Genomic DNA, 24,738 nt, shown 5'->3' with positions numbered 1-24,738 from the left:
TCGACGATCTCGACCCGGGCGGCCGCTGCAGAGTGTGTATGCAACGGGGCGCGGATAAGGGCTGCTCACAGTAGCGTCACCTGCCCGCCCACTGTGGCTTGCGCTTCTCCTCGAACGCTCTTCGCCCTTCGAGAACGTCCGAGGACCGAGCGTAGGCCTCGATGAGCTCGAACTTGGTGGACAGTGCCACATCGAGGGGATAAGCCGCGCGTGAAAGGACGGCGTGTTTGGCGGCTTGTTGAGCGAGCGGCGACGCAGCGGTGAGCTTCTGAGCCCACCGAACTCCGGCCGCCGTCAGGTCCTCGATCGGCACCACTTCGTTGACTAGACCGTGTGTCAGGGCGTCCTGTGCTCCCATCCGATCGCCCGTGAGGATCAGCGCCATCGCGACACGGTGCGGGAGGTGGCGGATCGCCCGGTGAACGACGCCGGCTTCGCCGATGATTCCGGCCTTGACCTCGGGAAGTCCGAACTGTGCGTTGTCGGCAGCGACGATGATATCGGCACACATGGCAAGCTCGAACCCGCCGCCGAGAACGTACCCCTGGACGGTGGCGATCAGGGGCTTGCTCAATTCTCTGAGCGGTCCTCCGACCCCGGTCAGCCCCCCTCCGAGCGCGAGTCTCGACGGGCTTGCATCGGTGCCCCCACTGATATCGGCACCTGCGCAGAAAGCTCGCTCGCCGGTTGCGCCGATCACAGCAGCCCAGATGTCGGGATCGGCCTCTATCTCGTCCCACCGGCGTGCCATTTGTTCGTCGACATCGGCCGAAATGGCGTTGAGCACCTTCGGCCGGTTCAAAGTGAGATAAGCGACGTGTTCTCGGACCTCGTAGAGAAGTTCGTCGGACACGGTCAGCTCGTCTTCTGCGCGCGGGGTGTGGGGACGAGAGCGTCGGCTTTTGCGTGATAATTTTCTGTGCCGGCAGTCTTCTGTTCGCGACGTGAAATTTTCCAGCCCTCGTCAGTGCGAATGAATTCGTCGTGATACTGGGCGTACACGATTCCGTCGGGACGATCTCGGTAGTACTTATGCCATGCGTAGAGAACCGATCGCACTTTCGCACTGTCCTTGTTTACGAAGTCGATCACGATGTTGCTGACGTGATGGCTGGTGCCCGCGAAGAATGCTGCTATTCCGGTCTTGTCGTTAGATAGAACGTGAAGGTACTTGTCCGCACCGGTCGCGCCGTGGGAAGGGCCGTACGCGACGTAGAGGTCGTCGACGAAGAGGGGGAGCATCGAGTCGGGGTCGGCTGCATCGAGATGGAATGCATACTGAAAAAGGACTCGTTCGATTTCCCTTTCGTCGGAAATACGCTGTACGACTTCCACGATGTTGTCTTCGTTGACCGAAGTCATGACGCTCCATTCGTTTTTGGTGTCGAGCTTGAGATTGTCGATACTCAGTCTACGTTCATGTTGACGGCACCGTCAACGGTCTCGTTGCCTAATTGTCATCGGTCCGATGTAGGGACGACAGATCGGAAGTCGGTGCCACACGGAACGATTCGATGACCGATTTGAGACCTTCCTCGGAAATGCGTCCGCGCAAGGCGGCCACCTCGGGCGTCATGTGGGCCAATGCGTCTGCGTCGGCTATGGCTCCGAGTGCAGTACGGAAACCCATCGCCTCCATGGCGCGATTGATCGAGACCTTCTTGATGGTCAGTAAGCTGGGCGGTACCTGGGCGATACGTCGCGCGAGCGAGTCGACGCGTGCGATGAGCTCGCCTTCCGGAACGGCGTGATTCGCCCAACCCCACTCGACTGCAATTCGCCCATCGATGCTGTTGCCTGGGACGAACGCGAATTCCTTGGCGCGCTTCGGGCCGACGTGTGTTGCCCATACCGGTGACACGTATCCGGCACCCACCGGAATGGTGACCTCGGCAATCTTCGCGTTCTCGGTGACGATTGTGATGTCGGTAAAAGTGGCCAACTGAGTGGCACCGGCGACGCAGTAACCGTGGATCGCGGCAATGACGGGCTTGGGGTGATCCCAGATCGCCAGATAGCGATCCAGGTTCTTCTGCAATCGCGTTCTATCGGCGACGGGGTCCGCGGCCGTGGTGGGCGCGACCTGGCCCAGATCGTATCCAGCGCTGAAGCCCTTCCCCTCGCCCCGGATCGCGATGATAGGTTCGCCCGTATCTTTCAGCCGAGCAAGGGCATCGGAGAACTCGTCAAGCAATTCGTTGGACAGTGCGTTGGCCTTGTCCGGTCGATCGAGCACGATCCATGAGACGGGGGAAGAATGCTCGACCCGGATGTTGGCGTAATCGGGCATTGCCAGGTGTTGGGGCATGTGGGCTCCTAGTTCGAGTGGTGCAGTGTCGTTCTAGTGGCTGGGTCGTTCGAGTGGGTCTAGACGCCACTTTCCGTATTCGCAAGACTATGCAGCCGCTATCCCGTCGTCAACACTTGTGTTGCCAACGTGTGGCCGATGTCGATAAGCTCAGCTCGGCAACGTTTTTCGACGATGAGGAGAGTCGTGACAGTCAGTCAGCGAGAGATCGACACGCAGGCGGCAGAATTGTTGGACGGGGTTGCCGACGGCGAGGATCTGACCGAACTTCAGGTTGCGCTGATCGAGTTCGCGCTCCGCGCCACCTCCTCGTCCCTGGACACTCGCGGAAGTCGTCACTGGGCGCAGCGCGCTGTTGCTGCGGGAGCGACGCTCGATCAGCTCCACGAGATCGTCACGTTGCAATCGAGTGTCGGAGTCCATGCCTTCTTCGAGAGTTCACGCCACCTGGCCTCGATGGCGTGTCCGGAGGGTGGTTGGCCCCCTCTCGACGAGAGGCGACAGCAGCTGTGGGACAAACACATCGGCGGAACCAAGTATTGGACGACCATGCAGGAGGAAATTCCGGGATTCTTGGAGTCCTTGCTCCGAATGTCTCCGGAAGCTTTCGAAGGATTCATTTTCTATTGCGGACTGCCGTTCCGCGCGCACTTGGTTCCGAACATCACGAAAGAACTCATCAGCATGGCCTCGGATGCCTCGACAGCGCACCGATATCTGCCCGGGATGCGCATGCATTTGCGCAATTCGGTCAGGATGGGCGCGGGACGGAGGGCTGTGGAGCACGCAATCCGGCTCGGCGCGACATCTCCGGGGTTCGTCGGCGTCGAATAGAACGGTGCACGGCCTCACTGAGGGCGCACCATGATCGAGAGTAACGAAACCGAGTATCGGTCTCGCTCAGTCGCGCGGGCCGGGGGTGAAACTGCGGTGCCGCGCGATCGCAGCGACGATCAAGCCCACGGTGGCGAGCAGGACGACTGCCCAGGGAAAGGACCCCGGTCCCCACGTCTGCAATATGAGGCCGCCGACGACCCCGCCGCCGAAGATCGCGAGATTGAAGGCGACCACCATCAGTGCCGTGACGATGTCGACCGCTCCAGTTGCCGAATCGGTGGCGGCTGTCGTCAGCTGCGTTGCCGCACCGCCGAACGTCAGCCCCCACAGCACCACGGCCGCCCAGAACAGGACCGAGCTGTGACCGCCGAGTGCAAGCGTGAGACCCGCCAGAGCAAATGCGGCCAGGCTTCCCAGAACCAGCCGTCGGAGCATGGCATCGACGAGCCGGCCGGTGAGCCAGATTCCGATCAGCGCCGCACAGCCGAAAGCCATCAGCACGGCGTCGGTGCGGGTGCCGACTTGCAGCCAGGAGATGTATGGAGCGATGTAGGTGTAGAGAAGGTTGTGTGCCAGCAGCCAGGCAAACGTCGTGGCGAGCACCGGTGCGACACCAGGGATCGCCACGACGCGCCACACGGCCGTTTGCTCCTTGCGAGCTTGGCCTGGACGGTCGGGCACTCCGAGAACGATCCAGACGACCAGGCACAACGCGACCATGGACATCGCGGCGAACGTCCACCGCCAGCCGACGATGCCGCCCATCAGTGTGCCTGCGGGCGTCCCCAGCGACAGGGCCAGCGGCGTGCCTACCATGGCGACCGTAAGGGCTCGCCCGGCCAGGCTGCTCGGCACGAGTCGGCGGGCGTACCCAGCGAGGATTCCCCAGACCAGTCCGGAGAATCCGCCGGCGACCGCGCGGGCGATCAGAGCGACCTCGTACGTGGGAGCCAGGGCCGTTGAGGCGTTCGCGAGGAGGAACCCAGCGGCGCCTATCAGCAGCAGCGGCTTGCGTCTGATCCCTCGGGTCAATGCGATGGCCGGAAGCACCGTGATTACGGTGCCTGCCGCATACACGCTCACCCACTGCCCCGCCGCGGCTTCGGAGACTCCGAGGTCATCGGTGATCTGCGGGAGAAGGCCGACGGGCAGGGTTTCGGTCATGATGCACACGAATCCGGCCAGAGCGAGCGCCAGCAGCGGTGACCAAGGGAAGTGCTCGTGCTGCGCGGACTCGGGTCCTCGAGTTTCACGAGTACCGGACGTTTCGCGGGAAGTGCTCATGTGTCCTTACGTCGGCGAGACCGTACGAGTTGTCGGTCGAGAAATGCCCTCGCAGGGGTCGGTAGAAGTGAAGACAAGCCTATAGACACTCCCCTCGAACTTCTTTCCGAGGCTCGGCCTCATTGCCTGGATAGGACGAGCCCAGCCAAGCGGCGGTCGATCAATTCTTCGGCATCGTCGATGATCCGGCTCACGACGTCTGTGCAGGTAGGGATGTCGGTGACCAACGACTGACTCTGCCCGACCCACCACAGCCCATCGTCCATGCGCCCTTCCGTGAGGACGTTCTGCCGGCCCCGAGCACCCGAGGCCAGAGCGGCGATGTCCTCGAACGTCGTTCCTTGTCGTCTCTCGATCGCGAGAATTTCGTCCGATACGGCGTTCTTGGCAACCCGTGCGGTATTGCGAAACTTGCGGAATATGAGGTTGGTGTCGCGTTCGGTATTGGCCACTATTCGATCTTTCACGTTGGGATGCACAGGAGCTTCCGCCGTCGCGACGAACCGGGTTCCCATATTGATGGCGTCCGCGCCGAGCGCCAGGGCGGCGACGAGGCCTGCGCCGGTGGCAAATCCACCCGACGCGATGATCGGTAGATCGGTTCTGGCCGCGACAGCGGGAATCAGCACGAGACTGGACACGTCGTCCTCGCCGGGGTGGCCTGCACACTCGAAGCCGTCCACGGACAACGCGTCGACGCCGAGCTTCTGCGCCGAGATCGAGTGCCGGACCGCGACGGTCTTGTGAATGACCTTGATGCCCGCGGACTTCAACGACGGCAGATGGTCCCTCGGACTCGAACCCGCCGTTTCGACGATCTTTATACCGTTGTCGATGATGACCTGGCGATACTCGTCGTACGGAACGGGTTCGATCGTCGGAAGGATCGTCAGGTTGACGCCGAACGGTCGATCCGTCAATGCCTTCGTCCTCCGAATCTCTTCGTCGAGATCGGCCGGTGAGGGTTGCGTCAGCGCCGAAAGAAAGCCCAGGGCTCCAGCATTGGCGACGGCGGCGATCAGGACGGCTCGTCCCGCTCCGGTCATGCCGCCGCACACGATGGGATGATCGATATCGAACTCGCGCGTGAATCGGGTGGTGATCATCGTTCGTGTTCCTTGCTCGAGTGGCCGGTGAAGTGTTGGAGTGTCCGGTCCGACGCCCCGTTACGGAGGTCTTGCAATCGCGCCTCGATCTCGGTGCCGGGGTAGCCGTGGGTGAGCACCGCGTTCTGGCCTGTTTCCACGGCTTCGACAGCGAGTTCGCCCAATGTCTCTGCCGCGACGGGAAGGTTGTAAGTGAGAGTTGCGGCTCGTTCGGGCTCATACGCTATGACGTTCCGAACCGCGGACCTATCGGAGTCGGGCCGAAGGCGCTCGCTCGTCGCGATCGAGGTGGGGACGAGTCCCGGGTACAAGACCGTGACGCCGAAATCGTCGTCATGGTCCTCGAGTTCGTAGCGGAGGGCGTCGGACAGCGCAGTGACTGCGGCCTTCGAGGCTGCGTACGGCGCGTGTCCCGGAGCTATGTCGAGCGCCGTCACCGAGGAGGTGTTGACCATATGTTTGTGACCGGGCTGAGCGCGCATTCTAGGCACGAAGCTGACGATTCCGTGGACGACGCCGAAGTAGTTCACCTCCATCGCCCACGCGAAGTCACGGATCGAGGCGTTCCACGACGCTCGGTGCGGGCGCATCGACACCCCGGCGTTGTTGCACAGGACATCGACTCGACCGTGCTGTGAGAACACCGAATCGGCAAGTCGTTCCACGGACTCCGCCTTGCTGACGTCCACTCGCTCGGCGAAGGCGGTGCCGCCGAGTTCGGACACTTCCGCAACCAGCGCGGCGGCAGCGGCGTCGTCGATATCGGCGACCACGACCCGTGCGCCTCGAGCGACGAACGACAACGTCATCGCTCGACCGATGCCTGTCGCCGCGCCGGTGATGACGACGACGGATTCTCTGTTCAACGATGACCCAGTCATGTTCATGCGTACCTTTCGTGTCGTATCGGTTCTGCTCAGGATGCGCTACCGGGCGATGCTGCGCCGGTGACCCTCGGCTTCCGGCCCCGATGGATTAGGTCACCATGCGGTGTAACCGCCGTCCACCAACAGGGTGTGTCCGGTGATCAAGCCGGCTGCGTCACCGGCCAGAAAGGCGACGGCGCCGATGATATCTTCCGGTTCACCGAAGCGGCCCAACGGGATCCGTCCGCGCAGAGTGTCGCCCCACCCCGGCCTCGACAAAGTCTCCGCGGTCATCTCGGTCCGGACGAAGGTGGGAGCGACGGTATTCACTCGAATACTGTGCTCGGCCCACTCGATGGCGAGAACTTTGGTGAGCTGATCCAGGCCACCCTTGGTGGTGCAGTACACAGCTCGTTCCTCGATCCCCACGGTGCCGGCCTGAGACCCGATATTGACGACGGCACCACGGGCTCCGGCCGACACCCAGTGCTTCGCAACGGCCTGTGTGAGGAAGAATGTCCCTCGTAGATTGGTGTCCACCATGGAGTCCCACTGCTCGACGGTGACATCGAGAGCCGGGGCGGGATGATTGATCCCGGCGTTGTTGACCAGAATGTCCAGGGAGATCCCGCGCGGGTCGGTACCGACACGCTCGACGAAGGGTGCGATGGTGTGCACGTCCTCAAGGTCGAGAACGAATCCCTCGGTGCCTAGATCGGATTCGATCTGCTTCACTCCGGTCTCGGTGCGCGATGTCCCGTACACCGTCGCACCGAGCTCGGCGAGGGCCCCCGCAATAGCCTTTCCGAGGCCTCTGTTCGCCCCGGTGACCAGGGCGGTCTTTCCTTCCAACGAGAACGTGAGCACAGGGAACTACCGCGGCCCGACCGACAGCGTGGCGGGGGCCCACGTAAGTGGTGCGCCACCGTACTTCGCCGCGCGAACATCACCCGAGCGAGCGTGACCTTCGAAGTATTCTACTCGCGCAGCTCTACCGCAGAGGGTCCCGAGTTCGGCGCTGGCAGCCTCGGATGTCACCTCCTGGTAGGTGACGGTCTTGAGGTACTTTCCCACCCACAGTCCTCCCGTGTAGCGGGCGGCGCCGCGCGTCGGCAAGGTGTGATTGGTCCCGATTACTTTGTCTCCGTAGGAGACACACGTTTTTTCTCCGAGAAAGAGTGCACCGTAATTGCTCATCGATTCAAGCGCTCGACGCGGTGTGTCGGTCAAAATCTGTACGTGCTCCGAGGCGAAAGTGTCCGCGAGAGCATAGGCGGCGTCGATATCTGCGGTGACGATCACCTGTCCGTGGTCTCGCCACGCCACACCTGCGAAGTCACGTGTGGGCATGTCAGGCAGGATCGCGTCGATGTGCTCGATCACGCTGCGGCCAAGGGCCTCGGAGTCCGTTATCAGCACTGCAGGTGAATCAGGGCCGTGTTCGGCCTGACTGAGCAGATCCACAGCGACGATGAACGGGTCCGCGCTCGAGTCGGCCACGATCATCACCTCTGTGGGCCCGGCGAACAGGTCGATTCCGACCTGGCCGAAAAGCTGTCTCTTCGCCTCCGCGACGAACGCGTTTCCGGGGCCGGCGAGCATGTCGACCTTGCGAATGCTCTGCGTGCCCAGTGCCATCGCCGCGACTGCTTGCACACCTCCGAGGAGGTAGATGTCGTCGGCTCCGGCGAGATGAAACGCCGCGACCGTCGCAGCAGGAACTTCTCCGCGGATCGGCGGAGTGCAGGCCGTGACGTGTGGAACGCCGGCGACCTTCGCCGTCACCGTTGTCATGTGCGCCGATGCGACCAACGGGTATCGACCGCCCGGCGCGTACGCGCCGGCTGCGGAGACAGGCAGATTGCGTTGTCCCAGATGGACACCCGGTGAAGTCTCGACCTCGAAGTCATGGAGCGAGTCGCGCTGGTGCTGAGCGAAGTCGCGGACGTTCCGTTGCACCGTTTCGATGTCGGCGATGACCTCGGAGGGAACTGTCGAGATGATCTCGTCGATCCTCTCCTCGCTCAATCGGAAGCTTTCGGGGCTCCACTTGTCGAACTTTTCGGAGTAGGCCCGGACGGCGGCGTCGCCACGGTCGCGGATGTCGGCGATGACAGTGGACACTGTCTCGGCGACCGACGGGTCGCCGGTCACCGCAGTGTCGATGACTGCGGGCGACTTCAGATGAAGGATGTCGGGCACGGTGGCCGCCTTTCGGTGTTTCGATCGGGTCGGGATGTCGGTGCGAGGGGTGTTGTCGAGACAGGGACTGGTGTCAGGGAGACGGCCGAACCACGGCGTCTTCGAGAATGTCGAAGTCAGCGAGGTCGGGTTGCCTGACCATTTCCCAGTATTCGACGTTCAAGAAGGGCATGACGAAAATAACTCTGCCCTTCGAGTTTCGGTAATAGGTCGCGAATCCGGGGTGTGTCCACACCGTCTTGGAGTGCAACGTATCGACGAGTTCGTTGTATCGATTCGTCGAGTCCTCGGTAGCGCTGATGGCCGTGATGTTCTTGCGGAACATCTCGGCTAGGAGGTCACGGAGATAACGGGCTTGAAGCTCCATGAAGTACATGAAGCTTCCGCTTCCCGGTAATGAGTGGGGCCCGCCGAGCATGAAGAAGTTGGGAAAGTGCGGAATGGACACGCCCAGGTAGGCGCGAGGATCATCATCATCCCAGGCTTCGCTTAGGTCGAGACCGTCTTCGCCGCGTACCTCGAGCGAGCTCAAAAAGCGCGCGGCCTCGAATCCTGTGGCCCAGATGATGACGTCGACGTCGAGATGTTCGCCCGTTGACAGCGCGAGTCCAGTTGGGGTCACGTCGGAGACGCCGCTGGTGAAGAGATCGACGTTCTGCCGCTTGAGGGTTCGATACCACCCGTTGTCGAGGAGCATGCGCTTGCCGAAAGGTGGGTAGTGGGGAACGGCCTTCTCGATGAGATCGGGTCGCCCCTCCAGGGAAGACTCGATGTACGATGTCAGGAATTCTCGTTGACGATCGTTTCGCCGATTCACCGACCGCTCCGGGTGTGGCCACGAGGGGTCGACGCGGAGAGCGTCGATGATCTTGTCGCCGTGCTGGTAAAAGAGCCCGATCCAATGCCAGGCTCGGTACAGCGGAACATGCTGCAGCAGAGTGCGTTCCGCTGCGGGAACTTCCTCGCGGAACTGCTCGAACGGCGCCACCCACTGTGGTGATCGCTGCACGATGTCGAGGTGTTCCACTATCGGAGCGATGGACGGCGAGATTTGCTGGCTGCTGGCACCCGCTCCTACGATCGCAACACGCTTGCCGGTGAGGTCGAGGCCATCGGGCCATCTGTTCGAGTGGAATTGAATGCCCTCGAATTGCTCGCGGCCGGAGATCGCCGGGAGTTTCGGTTGGTTGAGCGAGCCAACCCCACTGATGACCATGTTCGCTACATGAGTCTCCACTTGCCCGGCTCGGTTTCGCGTGGTCACTGTCCATAGAGCGCTTCGGTCGTCGTACACCGCGCTCACCACTTCGGTCTCGAACGAGACCTTCTCGCGGGCACCCAACGTGTCGAGTACTCCGTTGAAGTACTCGTACAGCTCGTCCCGAAGCTCGAAATGTCTATCCCAGTCCCGGTAGTCGAACGAGAACGAGTAAAGGTGGCTCGGGGTGTCTACGCCAGCACCGGGGTATCGATTTTGGTGCCACACGCCGCCTGCGTCCGCACCCCTCTCGAATACCGTGAACTCGATCCCGAGTTGCTGCAGCAGGTGGATAGCGGCGAGCCCAGAGATGCCCATCCCGATGACGATGGCGCGCGTTCCGGCTGGGGGAGTGACGTCCGGTTCGTTGTCCTGCTCACTGCCGACTGCAGAGCGTCGCCGTAGCTCCTCGCTGAGGATCGCAGAATATCGCTCATCGATGGGCTCGCCGAGAAAGAAGCTGGCTGCCTTCGACATGTCGTGAACGTTGGTCAGCTCGAGCGCCGGTCGCCGGTGGGAGAGTAGGGAGACGATCGCACTGACCGCTGCGGCGCGGACCAGGCGCTGATCAGCCTCGGCAATATCGCCGGTCGGGCGAGGCGATACTCCGCGAAACTGACTCGGAGCGAACCGTCTTCCGATCCACGACTCGTCGCCCGTCACCTGATAGAGGACCATCAGCAGCACCGGCACCGATGCGCCGTCCACCGCCGCACGAATTTCATCCTCAGTCAGCGCAGGTGTGCCGTTGTAATCACCGTTGTGACGCGGCTGTGTCGTCGTATTGGTCATCGTTCCTCCGTATCGAGATTTGCCCCTTAGTCAACATCATCGTTAACAGACCGTCAACACCTACGTTGAAAGCTTTTTCGGGCGATCGCGGGAGCTGTAAACGAGTGCGTTGACGAGCGATCGACGAGCGGCCTAGTATTCGAATTCACTCATCAGGCTCCGTCTCCCTGCACACCGATCCGGCGACGGTCTACGAAGGCGAGGATCAAGTCCATGTACAACCAGTCCGTGTTCAGTGAATGCCTGCCACTGGGCGATGTGCTCGTGCGCTCCGGAGCCATGTATCCCGACCATCCCGCTCTGGTTCTGCCTGACAGGACGTTTTCCTACGCCGACCTCACGGCAGGTGCCGTGCGGGTCGGGCGGTTGCTCGTGGCTCTCGGGGTGCGGCCGGGTGACACGGTCGGCGTGCTTGCCCCCAACTCGAATGAATTCGTTGAGGCGATGTTCGGTACGGCACTCGCAGGCGCTGTGCTGGTGCCTCTCAATCCGCGTCTCCGCAGCAGCGAATTGCGCTACATCATTACCCATGCTGAGCTCAAAGTGTTGCTGACCAGCGACGCTCTGGCCCCACGAACGGACTTCCGATCCGAGTTGACCGCGGCTTTTCCAGAACTGGCAACCGCGGATTCGAAGAGTCTCGACTTACCCGAGGCGCCGCACCTTCGACGAATAGTGATGCTGAGAGGCGAAGGGGCACCCGGCATAGTCGCGGCATCGGACGTCGAGGAACTTGCTGAGTCCGTGACGAGCGAGCAGATCGCGTTGCGTCGCCAACGAGTGCGGCTCCGCGATGACGCCATGATCATCTACACCTCCGGAACCACCGCCGCCCCGAAGGGATGCGTGTTGTCCCACGAGGCGGTGACCAGAGGGCCCGTCGGGCGAACGGCGCAGGCCGTACCTTTTCCGGAACCACGGGAGAACAGGGTGTTCTGGTCACCCGCACCGCTGTTCCACATCGCCGCCGTCCAAGGTCTGGTCGCCTGTGTGGCAATGGGATCGACGTACCTGACTGATGTGTATCTCGATGGTGATCGCGCGCTCGCCATGGTGCGCAGGTGGAAGCCGACCTCGTTGTGGCCGATGTTCCAATCGGCATTCGACACTCTGATCGACGCTGACGGTTTCCGTGAGGAGGATCTGGCGCACGCCACGTCGCTGCTCACCGTCGGTAGCGCCGAAGAGATGAGGGCGGTGCAACGGAGATTCCCGAAAGCGCTGCTGGTCAACGGATCAGGTATGTCCGAGATGGCCGGCCATTTCTCGTTGTCCGATCCCGCAGACGATATGGAGACGCGGGCGACCACGTCGGGCGTCCCCGTGCAGGGGGTGGAAGTCAGAATCATCGATCCGGTGACGATGGAGATTGCGCCGGTAGGGGAGTTGGGCGAACTTTACGTGAGGGGATACGCGATGATGACGCGCTACTTCCGTGACCCCGAACAGACAGCTGCGTCGATCGACGAGGAGGGCTGGTTACGTACTGGAGACCTGTTTCGGTTGCTGCACCGTGGATACCTTCGTTACGAGGGCCGTCTGAAAGACATGATCAAGGTGGGCGGCGAAAATGTGCCCGCCATCGAAGTCGAGTCGTACCTATGCACACATCCCGACGTAGTGCTTGCGCAGGTGGTGGCCAAACGCGATCGCCGACTCGACGAGGTGCCCGTTGCGTTCGTCGAACTGCGGGACGGAGCCACTGCTGGGGCCGATGACATCATCGCGTTCTGCAGCGGCAAGATCGCAAGCTTCAAGGTTCCGCGTCAGGTCTTCTTCCTCACTCCCGACCAGTGGCCGAGGTCTGCCACGAAGATGAACAAAAAAGCTCTACGTGAGGTTGCGGCCGCTCGATCGTGATCAACGAATGTGTTGCCAGTCACGCCCGGCAACGTTAGTGTTGACGGACACGCACGCCTCCGGGATCGAATTCCCCTGCTGCGGCCACGGCCCGGCAACTCTGTGAACCGAGGAACTCTTATGACTCAGAAGCCAACGCCCACTTCCGATGCGGCCGAGGGGCAATCGGCCCGACGCCGTCTCTTCGGCGGAGCGGTCGGAACATTCGTGGAGTGGTTCGATTTCGTCACCTACGCGGTGACGGCACCGACGCTCGCACTGTTGTTCTTTCCGGAGTCCAATCCTTCTGCGGCCGTCCTGGGCACACTCGCGATCTTCGCCGTCGGCTTCGTGGCTCGGCCATTGGGTGGAGTCGTATTCGGCTACCTCGGCGACAAGTATGGTCGCATCCGCATCATGGCGGCGGTCATCTTGTTGATGGGTGTCGCGACCGGAGCCATCGGATTGTTGCCGACGTATGCGAGTATTGGCATCGCGGCTCCCATTCTTCTGCTGGTCTTCCGGTTGATCCAGGGATTCTCCACCGGTGGTGAGCATTCCGGTGCGCTCAGCTTCGTGATCGAATCTGCGCCGTCGAACAAGCGTGCATCGTGGATCGCCATCATCTACGCAGTGACCATTCTGCCGAGCCTGGTCCTCGGCTTCGGCATCATCGCGCTGCGTGGGGTGATCGGTGACGAGGCGTACACCACCTGGGGTTGGCGTATGCCCTTCATTCTCGGTGCGCTTCTGGCGTGCCTCGGTCTGTGGATTCGACTCAAGCTGAGTGACCCTCGCGAGTTCGTCGAGGCGAATAAGGAGCGCGTGGCCGCGAGCAAGAACCCGCTGAAGATGGCGGTCGTCGAGGAATGGCCGGCACTGCTGCGTGTATTTCTACTGCTGGCGCCGACGCTCATCGCCTACTACCTCGGAATTACCTACCTCTACACGCACATGGTCTCGAATCTCGGCATGGTTCCGAATACGGCCCTATTGGCAAACACATTGGCCGGCGCATCGATTGCAATTCTGGTGCCCTTGTTGGGACGCCTCGCCGATCGTGTGGGTCGAAAGCCATTGATGTGGACCGGCGCGGTGTACATGACGGTCATCGCGTTTCCTGCAATGTTCTTGGTGAACACCGCGACGTTCTGGGGTGCATTCGCCGGAAGCATGCTACTGGCAATTGCTACGTCGCTTTTCGTCTCCGGTTCGATAGTGACGATGCTGGAATTGTTCAGGACTTCCAGTAGATACTCGGGGCACGGCCTGTCCTACGGAATGGGCACAGTTGTTTTCGGAGGCTTCACACCCATCATCGCGGGCAGTTTGATCGACGCGGTGAATCCGTCCGCTCCCGCTGCAATGGTGGTCGCGGCGGGAATCGTGGGCATGATCGTTCTGCGGTTCACCCCGGAGACCAGGGATGTGGCCTTGGCGACCGCTGCTGCGCAGGGCGAACCAGCATCGGGACCCGAGGGTTCGACGCGTTCATCCATGGACGATACGGCCCGTTCGGCACTGAGTTGACCTGCGACGATCGGGTTTCAACATGGGTGTTGACTAGCAGTTTTCGGCGTGATTGACTCGTTGGCATGGGTCGCGAACGATCAGGCATATTCCACTCACGGCGATGGACTCCGCCCAGTTACACCGTCGATGACCAAGGAAAGATCGTCGGTGGTTACGTCCCCACCGGCCCCCACAACTGGGGCCGGTGGGGTGCGGATGATCGCCGAGGAACGGCGAACTTCTTAAGCGCATCGGCGGTGGTCGAGGCAGCGAAGCTCGTCCGGCGCGGTGTCGTCTTCTCCCTGGCTCTGTCGATCGACGACGAGGCGCCTGTGTGGGAAGGGCGCACCCGCCCCAAGCATTACTTCTCGATGACCGGATCGGACGGGATCGCAGGCTTGCCGCATTCCGCACTCGAGCCGGGAGTGACGTTCACCGACGATTACATCGACATGCCGTTGCAAGCGTCGACTCAGTGGGATGGACTGGGGCACTGGGCATACGAGGATTCGCTCTACAATGGCTACTGGGCCGGGAACATCACCTCCAGCGGTTCGCCGGATCTGGAGATGTCGGCGATGAAGGAGAGTTTCGTCGGCCGAGGCGTGCTGCTCGACGTAGCCCGTCAGCTGGGCCGTGGACCGCTCGAGCCCGGGTTCGCGATCACCCCGCAGTTGATCGAAGCCACGATCGAACGCCAGCAGTCACCGGTTGTCGAGGGGGATATCGTCCTGGTTCGGACCGGGCATCTGGGGCGTTGGTACACCCACTCGGAGGCCGCTGACCGCACTGCGTGGTCGAAAGCAGTCCCTGGCCTCTCTCGCGAGATGGTGCCGTGGTTGGCCGAGAGCAAGATCAGTGCGCTCGCCATCGACACGATGGGTGTCGAAGTAGTGCCGAACGAAACGCCGATCGATCGACCGCATCCGATTCATCATGCGGCATTGATCGATCTGGGACTCACGCTCGGCGAATTGTGGTGGCTGGACGATCTCGCGTCGGATTGTGCCGATGACGGGCGGTACGAATTCTTGCTTTCTGCACCGCCACTCAACATTCCCGGTGCGATCGGCACGGTACTCAATCCGATCGCAATCAAATAGCGAACCGATACTGTCCGGAACGCGGCGCGGGGCGTTGGAGTCACCGCGCTGGTAATTGCATCGGTCGTTCGGTCTCTTCGATCAATTGCACATTCCCTCGCGAATCGAAGAATTCTCTGATCGTGAAGAAATTGCGTCACCGCGAGCGTTGACAGCAGTGGTCTGGATCACTTAACGTTATGTGGCCGACCTCATGTTCGCTTCCGCGAATGACGTTTGCGGCTCGAACGCATCGAGCGCAGCGGTCCCGAATTCTTCGAAAGGCCAGAAATTGTGAAACTACACTCGGCTGCAGTGCTGGTGGCGATCGCGTTGTTCACAGCAACGGCGTGTGACTCGGCTGCGTCCACGCGGAGCGGGCCGTCCTCGCAGGACCTCTCGTCGTTCCAGGAAATCGTCGACAGTGCAATGGCTCCGGTCACCGAATGGTCGGGACCCGACGAAACGCCAACGCCACCAAAGGATATTTCCGTGGCGGTCATCGTGTGCTCGGGTGCGGTGTCCGGTTGCGTTCGCCAGGGTGAGGGAGTCGCGCAAGCTGGTGAGGCACTCGGATGGAACGTCACGAGCTTCGACGGCAGAGGAGACCCGGTTGCTCAGAACCAGGCGATGACTCAGGCCGTCAACAGCGGTGCGGATGCGATCATCTTGGCCGCTGCAGATCCGGTTCCGCTCCGTGCATCGATCGAACTCGCCTCCTCACGTGGAATCCCGGTCGGAACAACGGGACTGGGATTGGCACCGTCGAGTGGGGTGGCCTTCGACATCGGTCCCGACTACGAGCAGTGGGGTGAGCAGCTCGGCTCCTGGATAGTCACGGACTCGATGGGGACGGCGAACTTCCTGCCGACCATCGACCGTGAGTTCGCCAATTCGGTGACAATCGCCGAAGCGATGGTCGACACGGTCGGACGCTGCGAGCAGTGCGAAGTGCAGAACACCGAGCAGTTCGTCGTCACTGACATCGGAAACGGGTTGGGCCAGCGAATCGCCAGCACACTGCAGAGCAATCCGAACATCGACTACGTCAGTGGTGCCTTCGATTCTGCGGCAGCCGATATGGTACCGGCCATCGCCAACGCGGGCCTCACCGAACGAATCAGCCTGGTCTCCTGCGTGGGTGCGCCGCAGAACATCGACTTCGTCAAGAGTGGGAACATCCAGAAGATCGATGTTGTGCAGGACGATATCTACCTGGGATTCGCCGCGGTCGATCAGATGATTCGACTTCTGGTGGATCAGCCGCTCTGGCAGACACCCGGTGTCTCGGACGAACGCGTGAGTTACGGAGAAGGATCACCCTCGCGCCTGTTGACCGCAGACAACGCCGATGAGGTGTCGGAGTTCTGGGTGGCAGAAAATGGCTACGTCGAGCGGTTCTACGCACTGTGGGGCGTGACGGCATGAGTGAGGTGTCGAGGCTCCAGGTCCGCGACTTGTCCGTCTCCTATGGTCGACACGAGGTGGTTCGAGGGCTCAGTTTCGACATACCCAAGGGCAAGATCTATTCACTTCTCGGGTCCAACGGATCCGGAAAGTCGACCACTGTCAAAGCCCTGACCGGCGTCAATAGGGTCGGCGCAGAGACCAGTGTCCTGTTGAACGGCAAATTGATTCGTCCGAGGGATTTGACTCCGAGTAAGTCGAGGAGCATCGGTATCAGAGTCGTTCATCAGGAGTCACCGTTGATTCCCAACATGACGGTTGCTGAAATGGCCGCGTTGAACACCGACTTCCCGTTGGTGGGAAAGACTTTCGTTCACCGCAGGCAGCTGCAGCGAAGAACTCGTGAGATGCTCGACGAGTTCGATGTTCAAGTCGACCCGTCCTCGCTGTGCGGTGATCTCAAAGCCGGTGAGCGTGCCCTCGTCTCGCTGGTCGTGTCGATGGCCGGCATCTCACCGGAGCAGGCGCTTCTGATCCTCGACGAGACCACGGCGCCGTTGTCGACGCGAGATGCAGAGCGGTTTCTCGATCGGGTCAGGAGCGTGGCCGACCGTGGCCTCGCAGTTCTCATGGTGACGCATCGGCTGCCGGAAGTAAGTGCCTACAGCGACAACGCACTGGTCCTGAGAGACGGCGTCCTGGTCCGCACCTACGATTCGGAGTCCTTCTCGGAGCAAGCATGCATCAACGACATGGTCGGTGGAACCGGACGCGGTCGATCGACCGACAGGCGCGGAGCAGGGGCGCGTGACGTCGATGCGGGTAAGTCTACGGTGATGGCACGGGGACTCTCCGGCGTCACTGTCCGCGACGTCACGGTGGGCGTGGGCCCGGGAGAGATACTGGGGGTGACCGGCCGCGCAGGCGAAGGGGCGTCGGAACTGCTCCGGGTCCTGAGCGGCGTCGACGGGCCCATTGCAGGATCCGTTGTCGTAGAGGGTAATCCGATGTCGATGACCGGCCCTCGGGCAGCGATCGCAGCGGGAATCTACTACCTCTCGCTGGACCGATTGGTCGAAGGTGGGATTCCGCTGATGACGGTCCGCGAGAACATGATCCTCCCGGACGTGGGCAGGTATGGCTTCGGCGGACGCGGAGCGGCGGCCGCGGTGCAGGGGATGATCGAGGAACTCGACATCCGTCCACCGGACGCAGATGTCGCATTCGGCAGTTTGAGCGGCGGGAATCAGCAGAAGGTGTTGCTGGCGCGATGGCTGCTGATGGCACCGAAAGTGTTGGTACTGGACGACCCAGCGGCCGGCGTGGATCCCAACACACGCGAGATCATTTTCGACACGCTCAGGGAATTGTCTGCGCGTGGAACGAGCATCATCATTCGCTCCTCTGAACCTGAGCACTTGGTGCGCCTGTGCGATCGAGTAGTCGTCGTCAACGGAGGGCGCATCGTGGAATACATCGAAGAACTGACACTCGAGGAGATCAGCCGTGCAACATACGCATAGCCGACGTGACACGGCGGAGTCTGCGTCGACCGAAGCCGATGATCGGCAGGCGACACCCGAGCGAACCCCCGGCCGGTTTGTCAGCCTCGCGCAGAACCACAGCATTGCGCTGATGGCACTGTTTCTCATAGCACTGTTCTCGATCCTGCTACCGCGCACGTTCCCCAGCTCCGCCAATCTGCAGGGACTTGCGCAGGGGCAGGCCGTGAGTGCCCTACTGGCGCTCTCGGTTCTGCTGGTCCTCGTGATCGGTGAGTTCGACCTGTCCGTCGGTTACACGCTGGGTCTCTCGGCTGTTCTGACCGCGAAGCTGACCGGTGTCTTCGATCTACCGGTCGCTTTGACAGTCATCATCAGTTTGGGTGCCGGTGCTCTGATCGGTTTGCTGTCCGGCCTTCTAGTCGCACGCCTCAAGGTGGTCTCCCTCATTGCGACACTGGGTGTGGGCCTTGCCGTCAGCGGCATCACCGTGGGAGTCAGCGGTGGAATGACCCTGTCGCAGAACATTCCGACGGCGTTCACCACGTTCGTCCAGACCAAGATTCTGGGAATCGGTTCTGCCGTGTGGGTTGTAGCGTTGATCGCCGTAGTTATCTACGTCGTTCTGACCAAGACGCCCTTCGGTAGCAAGGTGTATGCAGTGGGCGGTTCGGAGCAGGTGGCCCGGATGGTTGGCATCCGAGTCCGGTTGATCAAGTGCGTCATGTTCGCGACGGCTGGAGCATTGGCCGCGCTCGCAGGGATCATGCAGCTCGGACTTGCCGGCGCTGCCAATCCGAGCTTCGGTGCCAATCTCCTGCTGCCGGCCTTTGCCGCTGCCTTCCTCGGATCGACGACCGTGCGGCCCGGGTTCTTCAACGTCGTCGGGACGATGCTCGCCGTCGTGCTGCTCGCCGTGGGTTTCTCCGGCCTGAGCTTGCTGGGCGCACCGTTCTGGTTCCAGCCGGTGTTCCAAGGCGTTGCTCTCGTCGTTGGAGTGGTGCTGTCGCAGACACTCTCGAAGTCTCCACGGCGCGGCGGCAAGCCGAAGCGAGAGAAGATCGATCCGAAACCGGACAGTCCGGCACCGGTGTAAGCGGAGCTACTCACCAACGAACGCCGAAGCAGGTGTAGCCGGCAGCGCGATCTGTCTGCTACACCTGCTGTGCGCGGTTGCCCTACAGCATGCTCTCGACGGTGATGGGGAGGTCGTTGACCCTGCGCCCGGTGGCGTTGTACACAGCGTTGGCGATTGCTGCGGGAACGCCCACCATGACCACTTCACCCAGGCCTTTGACGCCGATCGGGTCGGCGATGTCGTCGCGTGCATCGAGATAGGCGGCATCCAGAACGGGGACGTCGGCGTTCACAGGTACCAGGTAGTCGGAAAGGTTTGCATTCACCAGACGCCCGTCTCGGTAGTCGATCTCGGCGGATTCGAGGAGTGCCATGCCGATGCCCTGTGTCATGCCGCCCAGGGCCTGACTGTGTGCCATCCGTGGGTTGATGATCCTGCCCGCGTCGTACACGGCGTACATTCGCCGCACCCGCACTGTTCCGAGCAGTTCGTCCACAGCCACCTCGGCAAACACAGCTCCGTATGCGTGCATGGAGAACCGGGCACTGACATCTTCGGGGGTGTAGGTCTCGGATGCTTCGATGCTCGGTTCGCCGCGACGCCGCAACATATCCCGGTAGGTCTCTGCTCGGCCGGAGCTGCCGCGTACCTGCATCTGCCCATCGACAATGTCGATTTCGTCCGGGCGAGATCCGTTGAGGGGGGATGCGGGATCGAGTACGGCGGTTCTGATGATCCGGTCGCGCAACATGTTCGAGGTGATTTCGATGCTTGCGCCGATGCTGGCCATTCCTTGCGACCCGTATTGGGTCGCGGCCTCCGGGTAATTGCTGTCGCCGAGGGAGAATGTGACCCTGTCGAGTGGCAATCCCAGTGCGTCTGCGGCCAGCTGAGTCATTGCCGTGTAGGTACCGGGTCCGATATCGCTTGCAGCAGCGAAGATTTCTGCAGTGCCGTCGTCGTTGATTCGCGCTGTGGCAGACGATGGTGAGCGGAGCGTGTGGTAAAGCGCCGATGCGGTACCCATGCCGATGAGTTGATCACCGTCCCGCACGGTGCCGGGGGTCGGGTTGCGGCGGGACCACCCGAACGCCTGTGCACCTTGGCGGAAGCATTCGGTGAGCCTGCGCGTGGAGAACGGGGTTCCGTTCGTCTGATCGGTTGCGGGCTCGTTTCTGAATCTGATCTCGATCGGATCAAGCCGGAGTTGTTCTGCTACTTCATCGATGGCGCATTCGAGGGCGAACGCACCGGTGACGGCACCAGGGCCCCGCATGTAGGTCGATTCGCTGGTGTCGAGCGGAATGACGGTTGCTGCCGATCGGAATGCCGGCGATGAGTACATCAGTCTCGTACCTTCGGTCGGGGAGTCCTCGTAACCGCCGTACCGTGATACTTCTATCTCGCTTTCGTGGACGGTGGCGAGAAAACGTCCATCCCTGTCGGCAGCCAGAGCGAGTCGCTGACGGCTGGTCGGGCGATAGCCGATCGCCGCGTACATCTGCGGTCGGGTAAGCGACAGCTTCACCGGGCGACGCAACTGGCGAGCGACTTCGGCTGCCAGGAACTGGTGCGGCCACGTTTCACCTGCACTACCGAATGCGCCTCCGACGAAAGGAGATATGACGCGTATGTTCTCTGCGGGGATACCGAGTGCTCCGCTGTACGCGGCCCTGCTGTAATGGATTCCCTGGACTTTGTCCCACACTGTCAGCCGGTCTCCGTCCCATGACGCGATCGTTGTGGGGATTTCCATGGGATTGTGGTAGTTCCGAGCGATGGAGTACTTGCGGTCGACGACGATGGGCGCGCTTCGCAGCACCGCGTCAGCATCTCCCCGGGAATACGACGGGCCCATTCTGCTGGGTTCACGGCCGGCGTCGGCCGCGTCGTCGAGATTGGTGCTCTGTGTTTCCTCGTCGTACCTGACGGATACCAGCGCCGCACCGTGGGTCGCGGCCTCGAAGGTGTTCGCGACGACCACTGCCATGGGCTGGCCGAAAAAGTTGACCTGGGAGATATCGTAGGGGAGTTCGATACCCGGGAAGTCGGTGATCACACCGACAACATCGGGATGCGAGCGAGCGGCGTCGGTATCCATCGACGCGTTACTTGCCCTGGAAACCGTGCTGCAGACCAGGACTGCGTGCAGATGGTCCGGTACCGGGTGGTCGGCAGCGTAGAGAGCAGCTCCCGTGACTTTGCGGCGTCCGTCGACACGGGTGAGTGGCTGACCAGACAGGGGCGTTGCAGCGTCGAACGGAGCGGTCATGACAGGGCCGCCACTCTGGAGAGCTGACGTTGGACTGTACGTTGTAGCAGTATCACCTTGAATCCGTTCTCGGAGAGGGTTTGCGCGCCTTCCGCTGCAACCTCTGCCGCCGTGTTCCACAATTCGGGGCTCGGCCTCTGGCCGACCAGTCGTTCCTCGACGCCGGTCAGGCGCCACGGCACTGTGCCGACTCCTCCGGCAGCAATCCGCGCCGACCGGACGGTTTCGCCGCTTATGTCGAGCGCGACAGCGGCCGAGCACAACGCGAACTCGTAGGACGAGCGGTCACGAACTTTCAGGTATCCGGATCGTCGGGTGTCCGGACGGACCGGAATTTCGACAGCCGTGATGAGAGCTCCCGGTGCCAAGTTGTTCTCGCGGTCGGGGGTGTCGCCGGGCAATCTGAAGAAGTCGGCAATGGGGATTGTCCGCTCGCCATCACGATAACGCGTCACGACAGTGGCATCGAGCGCAGTCAATGCTACTGCGAGATCGGAGGGATGGGTTGCGACGCAATCGGAACTGGTGCCGAAAATTGCCAAGGTGCGATTGCGGCCGTCGATTGCGGCGCAACCAGATCCGGGCACGCGACGGTTGCAGTTGGCATTGACGTCGCGGAAGTACAGGCAACGTGGGCGCTGCAGCAGATTCCCGCCGATCGAAGCCATGTTGCGTAGCTGCGCCGAGGCGCTGAGATCCAATGCCTGGGTGAGCATCGGAAACTGCTCTTGCACTTGTTCATTGGCCGAGACCTCCGACATGCGAGCGAGGGCACCAATGCGCAGGCGGCTCGAGTCGAGTTCGATGTCGCGGTAGGGCAGCGCGTTTATATCGATGACTCGGTTGGGCCGTTCGACGGTCTGACGCATCAGGTCGACGAGGGTGGTCCCTCCGGCAAGATAACGGGCACCGCCGTCGGATGCGTCCAGTGCTGCGGCCTCATCGGCAGCCGTGTCGTACTGGAAAGGAAACATGGTTCACGCACCTCCCTGTTCAGCGACGCGAGAGATGGCGCGGACGATGTTGGTATACGCACCGCATCGACAGATGTTGCCACTCATGGATTCTCGAATATCTTCGGGAGATCCGGCGTGTCCTTCACGGATACAGCCAATTCCGGACAGGATCTGGCCTGAGGTGCAGAATCCGCACTGGAGGCCGTCTTCGTCGATGAATGCTTGCTGCAGCGGGTGCAATCGGCCATTTGTCTCGAGACCTTCGATGGTTGTCACTTCGGTCCCGTTCGCCTGCACGGCGAGAGTCAGACAGGACAGCACTCGCTGGCCGTCCGACAACACCGTGCAGGCACCGCACGCGCCCTGGTCGCAGCCCTTCTTCGTTCCGGTCAGTTCCGTGTGTTCCCGCAACATGTCGAGCAGGGAGGTGCGGTTGTCGACGGTGAGTTCGCGTTCGGCACCGTTCACCGTCAACCGCACCGTCGACGTTTCGGATGTGGTGGCCGGGGCCAGGGCCACAGGATCGTTGGAGCAGCCGTTCAACAAGGAGGCGGCAGCAATCGCTCCTCCAGCGGCAACCGACGTACCGACGAAGGTGCGGCGCGTCATGTTAGGCGGTAGTCGAGATCCTGGAGGCGAATCGGTGTCGTGCTGTGGGACCATTGCACTCTCCTTGGCGCTGTATGTATGTGAGGACTCGGCGGAGAATCCTATGCTCGCAGCGTCTGTTCGAATCGGACAGGCACTGACTGGACACGTACTGACAGGGAACCCCTGTCAGGGCAATCTCTGTGGCCGCGAGCGGCAGTGCGGCGTAGCCTGAAGTCGAAGTGGATTTGTGCACGCTTGTTTTGGGCTTACCCTTTCGGACCCGCTAATCCATTGTAAGGCAGTCGGTTTTGCGGTTCGAGTGCCTGTTCGTGCGTCAACCAAGGAGGGCCAGGAGATGTATGAATTACTCGACGCTATAAACGAGCTCATTTCTTCGTCACCTGTCGCTTTGGCTCGCGTGGTCTCCACGTCCGGAGCAGGACCCCGCAGTGTCGGTGCGAGCATGGTTGTCACCGCGGACGGGCGACCTTTGGGCTCCCTGTCGGCGGGTTGTGTCGAGTCCGTAGTGATCGACACTGCGCTCGACGTCATTCGAACCGGACGTGCTGCGCGCGAACAGTTCGGTTATTCGGATCCGGAGGCCATCGAAGTGGGACTGTCTTGCGGCGGGGAAGTCGAGGTCTTCATCGAGCGTCTCGACGGCTCGCACCGCGAACTTGTTTCGCATCTGATCGGTGTCCGCGACAGAGGCCTCCGGGTCGCTATCGCCACGACGCTCGACGCCGATCCGTCGCGCGCTGTAGTCGACGACGCTGTGGACTCAAAGCGCAGGGACGCACCGTCATCATTGTTCGGATCGAATGTTCGAGGTTTGGTCGAGGCGGGGACGACCGCGGTGGTCGGTGTCGGAGAGGGGCTCGACAGCGGGCGGTTGTTCGTTCATACGTTTGCGCCACCGCCGAGGATGGTGTTGGCAGGGGCCAACGACTTCGTTCGCGCGCTGGGAGCGTCGGCAGTCTTGCTTGGGTACTCGGTAACGGTTGTGGACGCGCGACCTGTCTTCGCGACCGATGTGCGCTTCCCCGAGGTGCACGAGGTGGTCGTCGACTGGCCACACCGTTATCTCGAGGCCGAGCGCGCTGCGGGTCGACTTGACGGACGGACCGTGGTGTGTGTGATGACGCACGATACGAAGTTCGACGTTCCGATGTTGGTCGCCGCGCTCCACAAGAACGACCTGGCATTCGTCGGTGCGCTCGGGTCGCGGCGAACGCACGAGGATCGTCTCGAAAGGCTGCGTGCTACCGGCCTTTCCGAGGAGATGGTCGAGCGTGTGCAGTCACCTCTCGGGCTGGATCTGGACGCGCAGACTCCGGCGGAGACTGCGGTGTCCATTCTTGCCCAGGTGATCGCGGACCGCAGCGGTGCTTCGGGACAGCCGTTACGTGGGCTGTCCGGTTCGATTCACAGTCAGCCGCTGGTATCCGCGCACGTTGAAATTGATGTCCCGCGGGTCGATGCCGGTGCACTTTGACGCGGCTGCGGTCACGATGTCCGTTGATAACGGCGAGTCAAAAGCGATTGAGTATGTGCACCACGTTCTCAGCAGACTCCCGCTGTGCAACCGCCGTCGAACCCACGACGACGATGAACAGCACCGCCGACGTCCGGCTCTCGCCGCCGAGGCTTGGAGCACTCGCCAATGTCCGCCGAGCCACATCGCGGCCCACGTGCCCGACGAACAGAGAACGCGGTCGGCTCGCACTCGACACCCATTCTGCCGCGCCCGAATTTCAGGCGCGCTGACTGCCTGAAGTCAGCAGCGGATGCTCACTGATTCAACCTGATTTGTCATACAGCACCTCGCTTGCACAGGGTGGGTGCG

At 61.7% G+C, this 24,738-nt stretch carries 20 protein-coding genes; 8 read left to right on the top strand and 12 right to left on the bottom strand.

Annotated features, from left to right (window positions below; translation table 11 throughout):
* Positions 1-76 precede the first annotated feature (76 nt).
* The 3 genes from H292_RS0122415 to H292_RS0122405 form a co-directional block, all read right to left on the bottom strand.
* Positions 77-853, bottom strand: a complete 777-nt coding sequence (locus tag H292_RS0122415; RefSeq protein WP_020112830.1) for an enoyl-CoA hydratase-related protein — start codon at positions 851-853, stop codon at positions 77-79.
* A gap of 2 nt (positions 854-855) precedes the next feature.
* On the bottom strand, positions 856-1,362 hold the full coding sequence (locus tag H292_RS0122410; RefSeq protein ID WP_020112829.1) for a nuclear transport factor 2 family protein: 507 nt from the start codon (positions 1,360-1,362) through the stop codon (positions 856-858).
* An 88-nt stretch (positions 1,363-1,450) separates the two neighbouring features.
* Complete coding sequence (locus tag H292_RS0122405) at positions 1,451-2,308, bottom strand: enoyl-CoA hydratase-related protein (RefSeq protein WP_196806191.1); 858 nt, start codon at positions 2,306-2,308, stop codon at positions 1,451-1,453.
* Positions 2,309-2,494: 186 nt separating this feature from the next.
* On the opposite strand from H292_RS0122405, the gene H292_RS0122400 reads away from it, so the two are divergent.
* A complete protein-coding gene (locus H292_RS0122400) occupies positions 2,495-3,142 on the top strand; it encodes a carboxymuconolactone decarboxylase family protein (RefSeq protein WP_020112827.1) in 648 nt (215 codons plus the stop codon).
* A gap of 66 nt (positions 3,143-3,208) precedes the next feature.
* Here H292_RS0122400 and H292_RS27395 read toward each other — a convergent pair whose 3' ends face one another.
* The 6 genes from H292_RS27395 to H292_RS0122370 form a co-directional block, all read right to left on the bottom strand.
* Positions 3,209-4,429 carry an MFS transporter gene (locus H292_RS27395; RefSeq protein ID WP_020112826.1) on the bottom strand — a complete coding sequence of 407 codons (1,221 nt, stop codon included), beginning with the start codon at positions 4,427-4,429 and terminating at the stop codon, positions 3,209-3,211.
* 119 nt (positions 4,430-4,548) lie between these two features.
* Complete coding sequence (locus H292_RS0122390) at positions 4,549-5,535, bottom strand: NAD(P)H-dependent flavin oxidoreductase (protein ID WP_020112825.1); 987 nt, start codon at positions 5,533-5,535, stop codon at positions 4,549-4,551.
* Positions 5,532-6,416, bottom strand: coding sequence for an SDR family NAD(P)-dependent oxidoreductase (locus H292_RS27390; protein ID WP_196806190.1), 885 nt, complete (start codon positions 6,414-6,416; stop codon positions 5,532-5,534). Before H292_RS27390 ends, H292_RS0122390 begins: the two co-directional genes overlap by 4 nt.
* Before the next feature lie 99 nt (positions 6,417-6,515).
* Positions 6,516-7,268 (bottom strand): SDR family NAD(P)-dependent oxidoreductase, encoded by a 753-nt coding sequence (locus tag H292_RS0122380; RefSeq protein ID WP_020112823.1) that lies wholly within the window; start codon positions 7,266-7,268, stop codon positions 6,516-6,518.
* 6 nt (positions 7,269-7,274) lie between these two features.
* Complete coding sequence (gene hisD, locus H292_RS0122375; protein WP_051127786.1) at positions 7,275-8,594, bottom strand: histidinol dehydrogenase; 1,320 nt, start codon at positions 8,592-8,594, stop codon at positions 7,275-7,277.
* An 82-nt stretch (positions 8,595-8,676) separates the two neighbouring features.
* Positions 8,677-10,653 (bottom strand): flavin-containing monooxygenase, encoded by a 1,977-nt coding sequence (locus tag H292_RS0122370; RefSeq protein ID WP_020112821.1) that lies wholly within the window; start codon positions 10,651-10,653, stop codon positions 8,677-8,679.
* Positions 10,654-10,866: 213 nt separating this feature from the next.
* Between H292_RS0122370 and H292_RS0122365 the strand changes: the two genes are divergently transcribed.
* The 6 genes from H292_RS0122365 to H292_RS27380 all read left to right on the top strand — a co-directional run bounded on the left by H292_RS0122365 (position 10,867) and on the right by H292_RS27380 (position 19,091).
* Positions 10,867-12,513: a class I adenylate-forming enzyme family protein gene (locus tag H292_RS0122365; protein ID WP_020112820.1), complete on the top strand. Its 1,647-nt coding sequence runs from the start codon at positions 10,867-10,869 to the stop codon at positions 12,511-12,513.
* A gap of 120 nt (positions 12,514-12,633) precedes the next feature.
* Positions 12,634-14,022 carry an MFS transporter gene (locus H292_RS27385; protein ID WP_020112819.1) on the top strand — a complete coding sequence of 463 codons (1,389 nt, stop codon included), beginning with the start codon at positions 12,634-12,636 and terminating at the stop codon, positions 14,020-14,022.
* A 65-nt stretch (positions 14,023-14,087) separates the two neighbouring features.
* Positions 14,088-15,107, top strand: coding sequence for a cyclase family protein (locus H292_RS0122355; RefSeq protein WP_027498989.1), 1,020 nt, complete (start codon positions 14,088-14,090; stop codon positions 15,105-15,107).
* A gap of 273 nt (positions 15,108-15,380) precedes the next feature.
* Complete coding sequence (locus H292_RS0122350; RefSeq protein ID WP_155949814.1) at positions 15,381-16,514, top strand: sugar ABC transporter substrate-binding protein; 1,134 nt, start codon at positions 15,381-15,383, stop codon at positions 16,512-16,514.
* The gene (locus tag H292_RS0122345; protein ID WP_155949813.1) at positions 16,511-18,016 is read left to right on the top strand and encodes an ATP-binding cassette domain-containing protein; all 1,506 of its coding nucleotides are present in this window, start codon (positions 16,511-16,513) and stop codon (positions 18,014-18,016) included. The genes H292_RS0122350 and H292_RS0122345 overlap by 4 nt, the downstream gene beginning before the upstream one ends.
* A 112-nt stretch (positions 18,017-18,128) precedes the next feature.
* Positions 18,129-19,091 (top strand): ABC transporter permease, encoded by a 963-nt coding sequence (locus H292_RS27380; protein WP_155949812.1) that lies wholly within the window; start codon positions 18,129-18,131, stop codon positions 19,089-19,091.
* A gap of 82 nt (positions 19,092-19,173) precedes the next feature.
* Here H292_RS27380 and H292_RS0122335 read toward each other — a convergent pair whose 3' ends face one another.
* Genes H292_RS0122335 through H292_RS0122325 form a run of 3 tightly spaced genes read right to left on the bottom strand, consistent with a single transcriptional unit; the run spans position 19,174 to position 22,910 of the window.
* Positions 19,174-21,345, bottom strand: coding sequence for a xanthine dehydrogenase family protein molybdopterin-binding subunit (locus H292_RS0122335; protein WP_020112814.1), 2,172 nt, complete (start codon positions 21,343-21,345; stop codon positions 19,174-19,176).
* The gene (locus H292_RS0122330) at positions 21,342-22,319 is read right to left on the bottom strand and encodes an FAD binding domain-containing protein (RefSeq protein ID WP_020112813.1); all 978 of its coding nucleotides are present in this window, start codon (positions 22,317-22,319) and stop codon (positions 21,342-21,344) included. The genes H292_RS0122335 and H292_RS0122330 overlap by 4 nt, the downstream gene beginning before the upstream one ends.
* A 3-nt stretch (positions 22,320-22,322) precedes the next feature.
* Positions 22,323-22,910, bottom strand: a complete 588-nt coding sequence (locus H292_RS0122325) for a (2Fe-2S)-binding protein (RefSeq protein WP_020112812.1) — start codon at positions 22,908-22,910, stop codon at positions 22,323-22,325.
* A gap of 337 nt (positions 22,911-23,247) precedes the next feature.
* On the opposite strand from H292_RS0122325, the gene H292_RS27375 reads away from it, so the two are divergent.
* Complete coding sequence (locus tag H292_RS27375) at positions 23,248-24,387, top strand: XdhC family protein (protein WP_051127785.1); 1,140 nt, start codon at positions 23,248-23,250, stop codon at positions 24,385-24,387.
* The last annotated feature ends 351 nt before the right edge of the window (positions 24,388-24,738 follow it).

This window comes from Rhodococcus sp. 114MFTsu3.1 (genome assembly GCF_000383555.1).
GTDB classification, from domain to species: Bacteria; Actinomycetota; Actinomycetes; order Mycobacteriales; family Mycobacteriaceae; genus Rhodococcoides; species Rhodococcoides fascians_E.
Note: the sequence above shows the minus strand (reverse complement) of the source record. Positions and strands in the feature narration are given on the sequence as shown.

Coding starts and splice junctions, on each gene's coding strand:
- H292_RS0122410 (WP_020112829.1), bottom strand. CDS start 1,362: ATGACTTCGGTCAACGAAGACAACATCGTGGAAGTCGTACAGCGTATT.
- H292_RS0122405 (WP_196806191.1), bottom strand. CDS start 2,308: ATGCCCCAACACCTGGCAATGCCCGATTACGCCAACATCCGGGTCGAG.
- H292_RS27395 (WP_020112826.1), bottom strand. CDS start 4,429: ATGAGCACTTCCCGCGAAACGTCCGGTACTCGTGAAACTCGAGGACCC.
- H292_RS0122390 (WP_020112825.1), bottom strand. CDS start 5,535: ATGATCACCACCCGATTCACGCGCGAGTTCGATATCGATCATCCCATC.
- H292_RS27390 (WP_196806190.1), bottom strand. CDS start 6,416: ATGACTGGGTCATCGTTGAACAGAGAATCCGTCGTCGTCATCACCGGC.
- H292_RS0122370 (WP_020112821.1), bottom strand. CDS start 10,653: ATGACCAATACGACGACACAGCCGCGTCACAACGGTGATTACAACGGC.
- H292_RS0122365 (WP_020112820.1), top strand. CDS start 10,867: ATGTACAACCAGTCCGTGTTCAGTGAATGCCTGCCACTGGGCGATGTG.
- H292_RS27385 (WP_020112819.1), top strand. CDS start 12,634: ATGACTCAGAAGCCAACGCCCACTTCCGATGCGGCCGAGGGGCAATCG.
- H292_RS0122355 (WP_027498989.1), top strand. CDS start 14,088: ATGGGTCGCGAACGATCAGGCATATTCCACTCACGGCGATGGACTCCG.
- H292_RS0122345 (WP_155949813.1), top strand. CDS start 16,511: ATGAGTGAGGTGTCGAGGCTCCAGGTCCGCGACTTGTCCGTCTCCTAT.
- H292_RS27380 (WP_155949812.1), top strand. CDS start 18,129: ATGGCACTGTTTCTCATAGCACTGTTCTCGATCCTGCTACCGCGCACG.
- H292_RS0122335 (WP_020112814.1), bottom strand. CDS start 21,345: ATGACCGCTCCGTTCGACGCTGCAACGCCCCTGTCTGGTCAGCCACTC.
- H292_RS0122330 (WP_020112813.1), bottom strand. CDS start 22,319: ATGTTTCCTTTCCAGTACGACACGGCTGCCGATGAGGCCGCAGCACTG.
- H292_RS0122325 (WP_020112812.1), bottom strand. CDS start 22,910: ATGACGCGCCGCACCTTCGTCGGTACGTCGGTTGCCGCTGGAGGAGCG.
- H292_RS27375 (WP_051127785.1), top strand. CDS start 23,248: ATGTATGAATTACTCGACGCTATAAACGAGCTCATTTCTTCGTCACCT.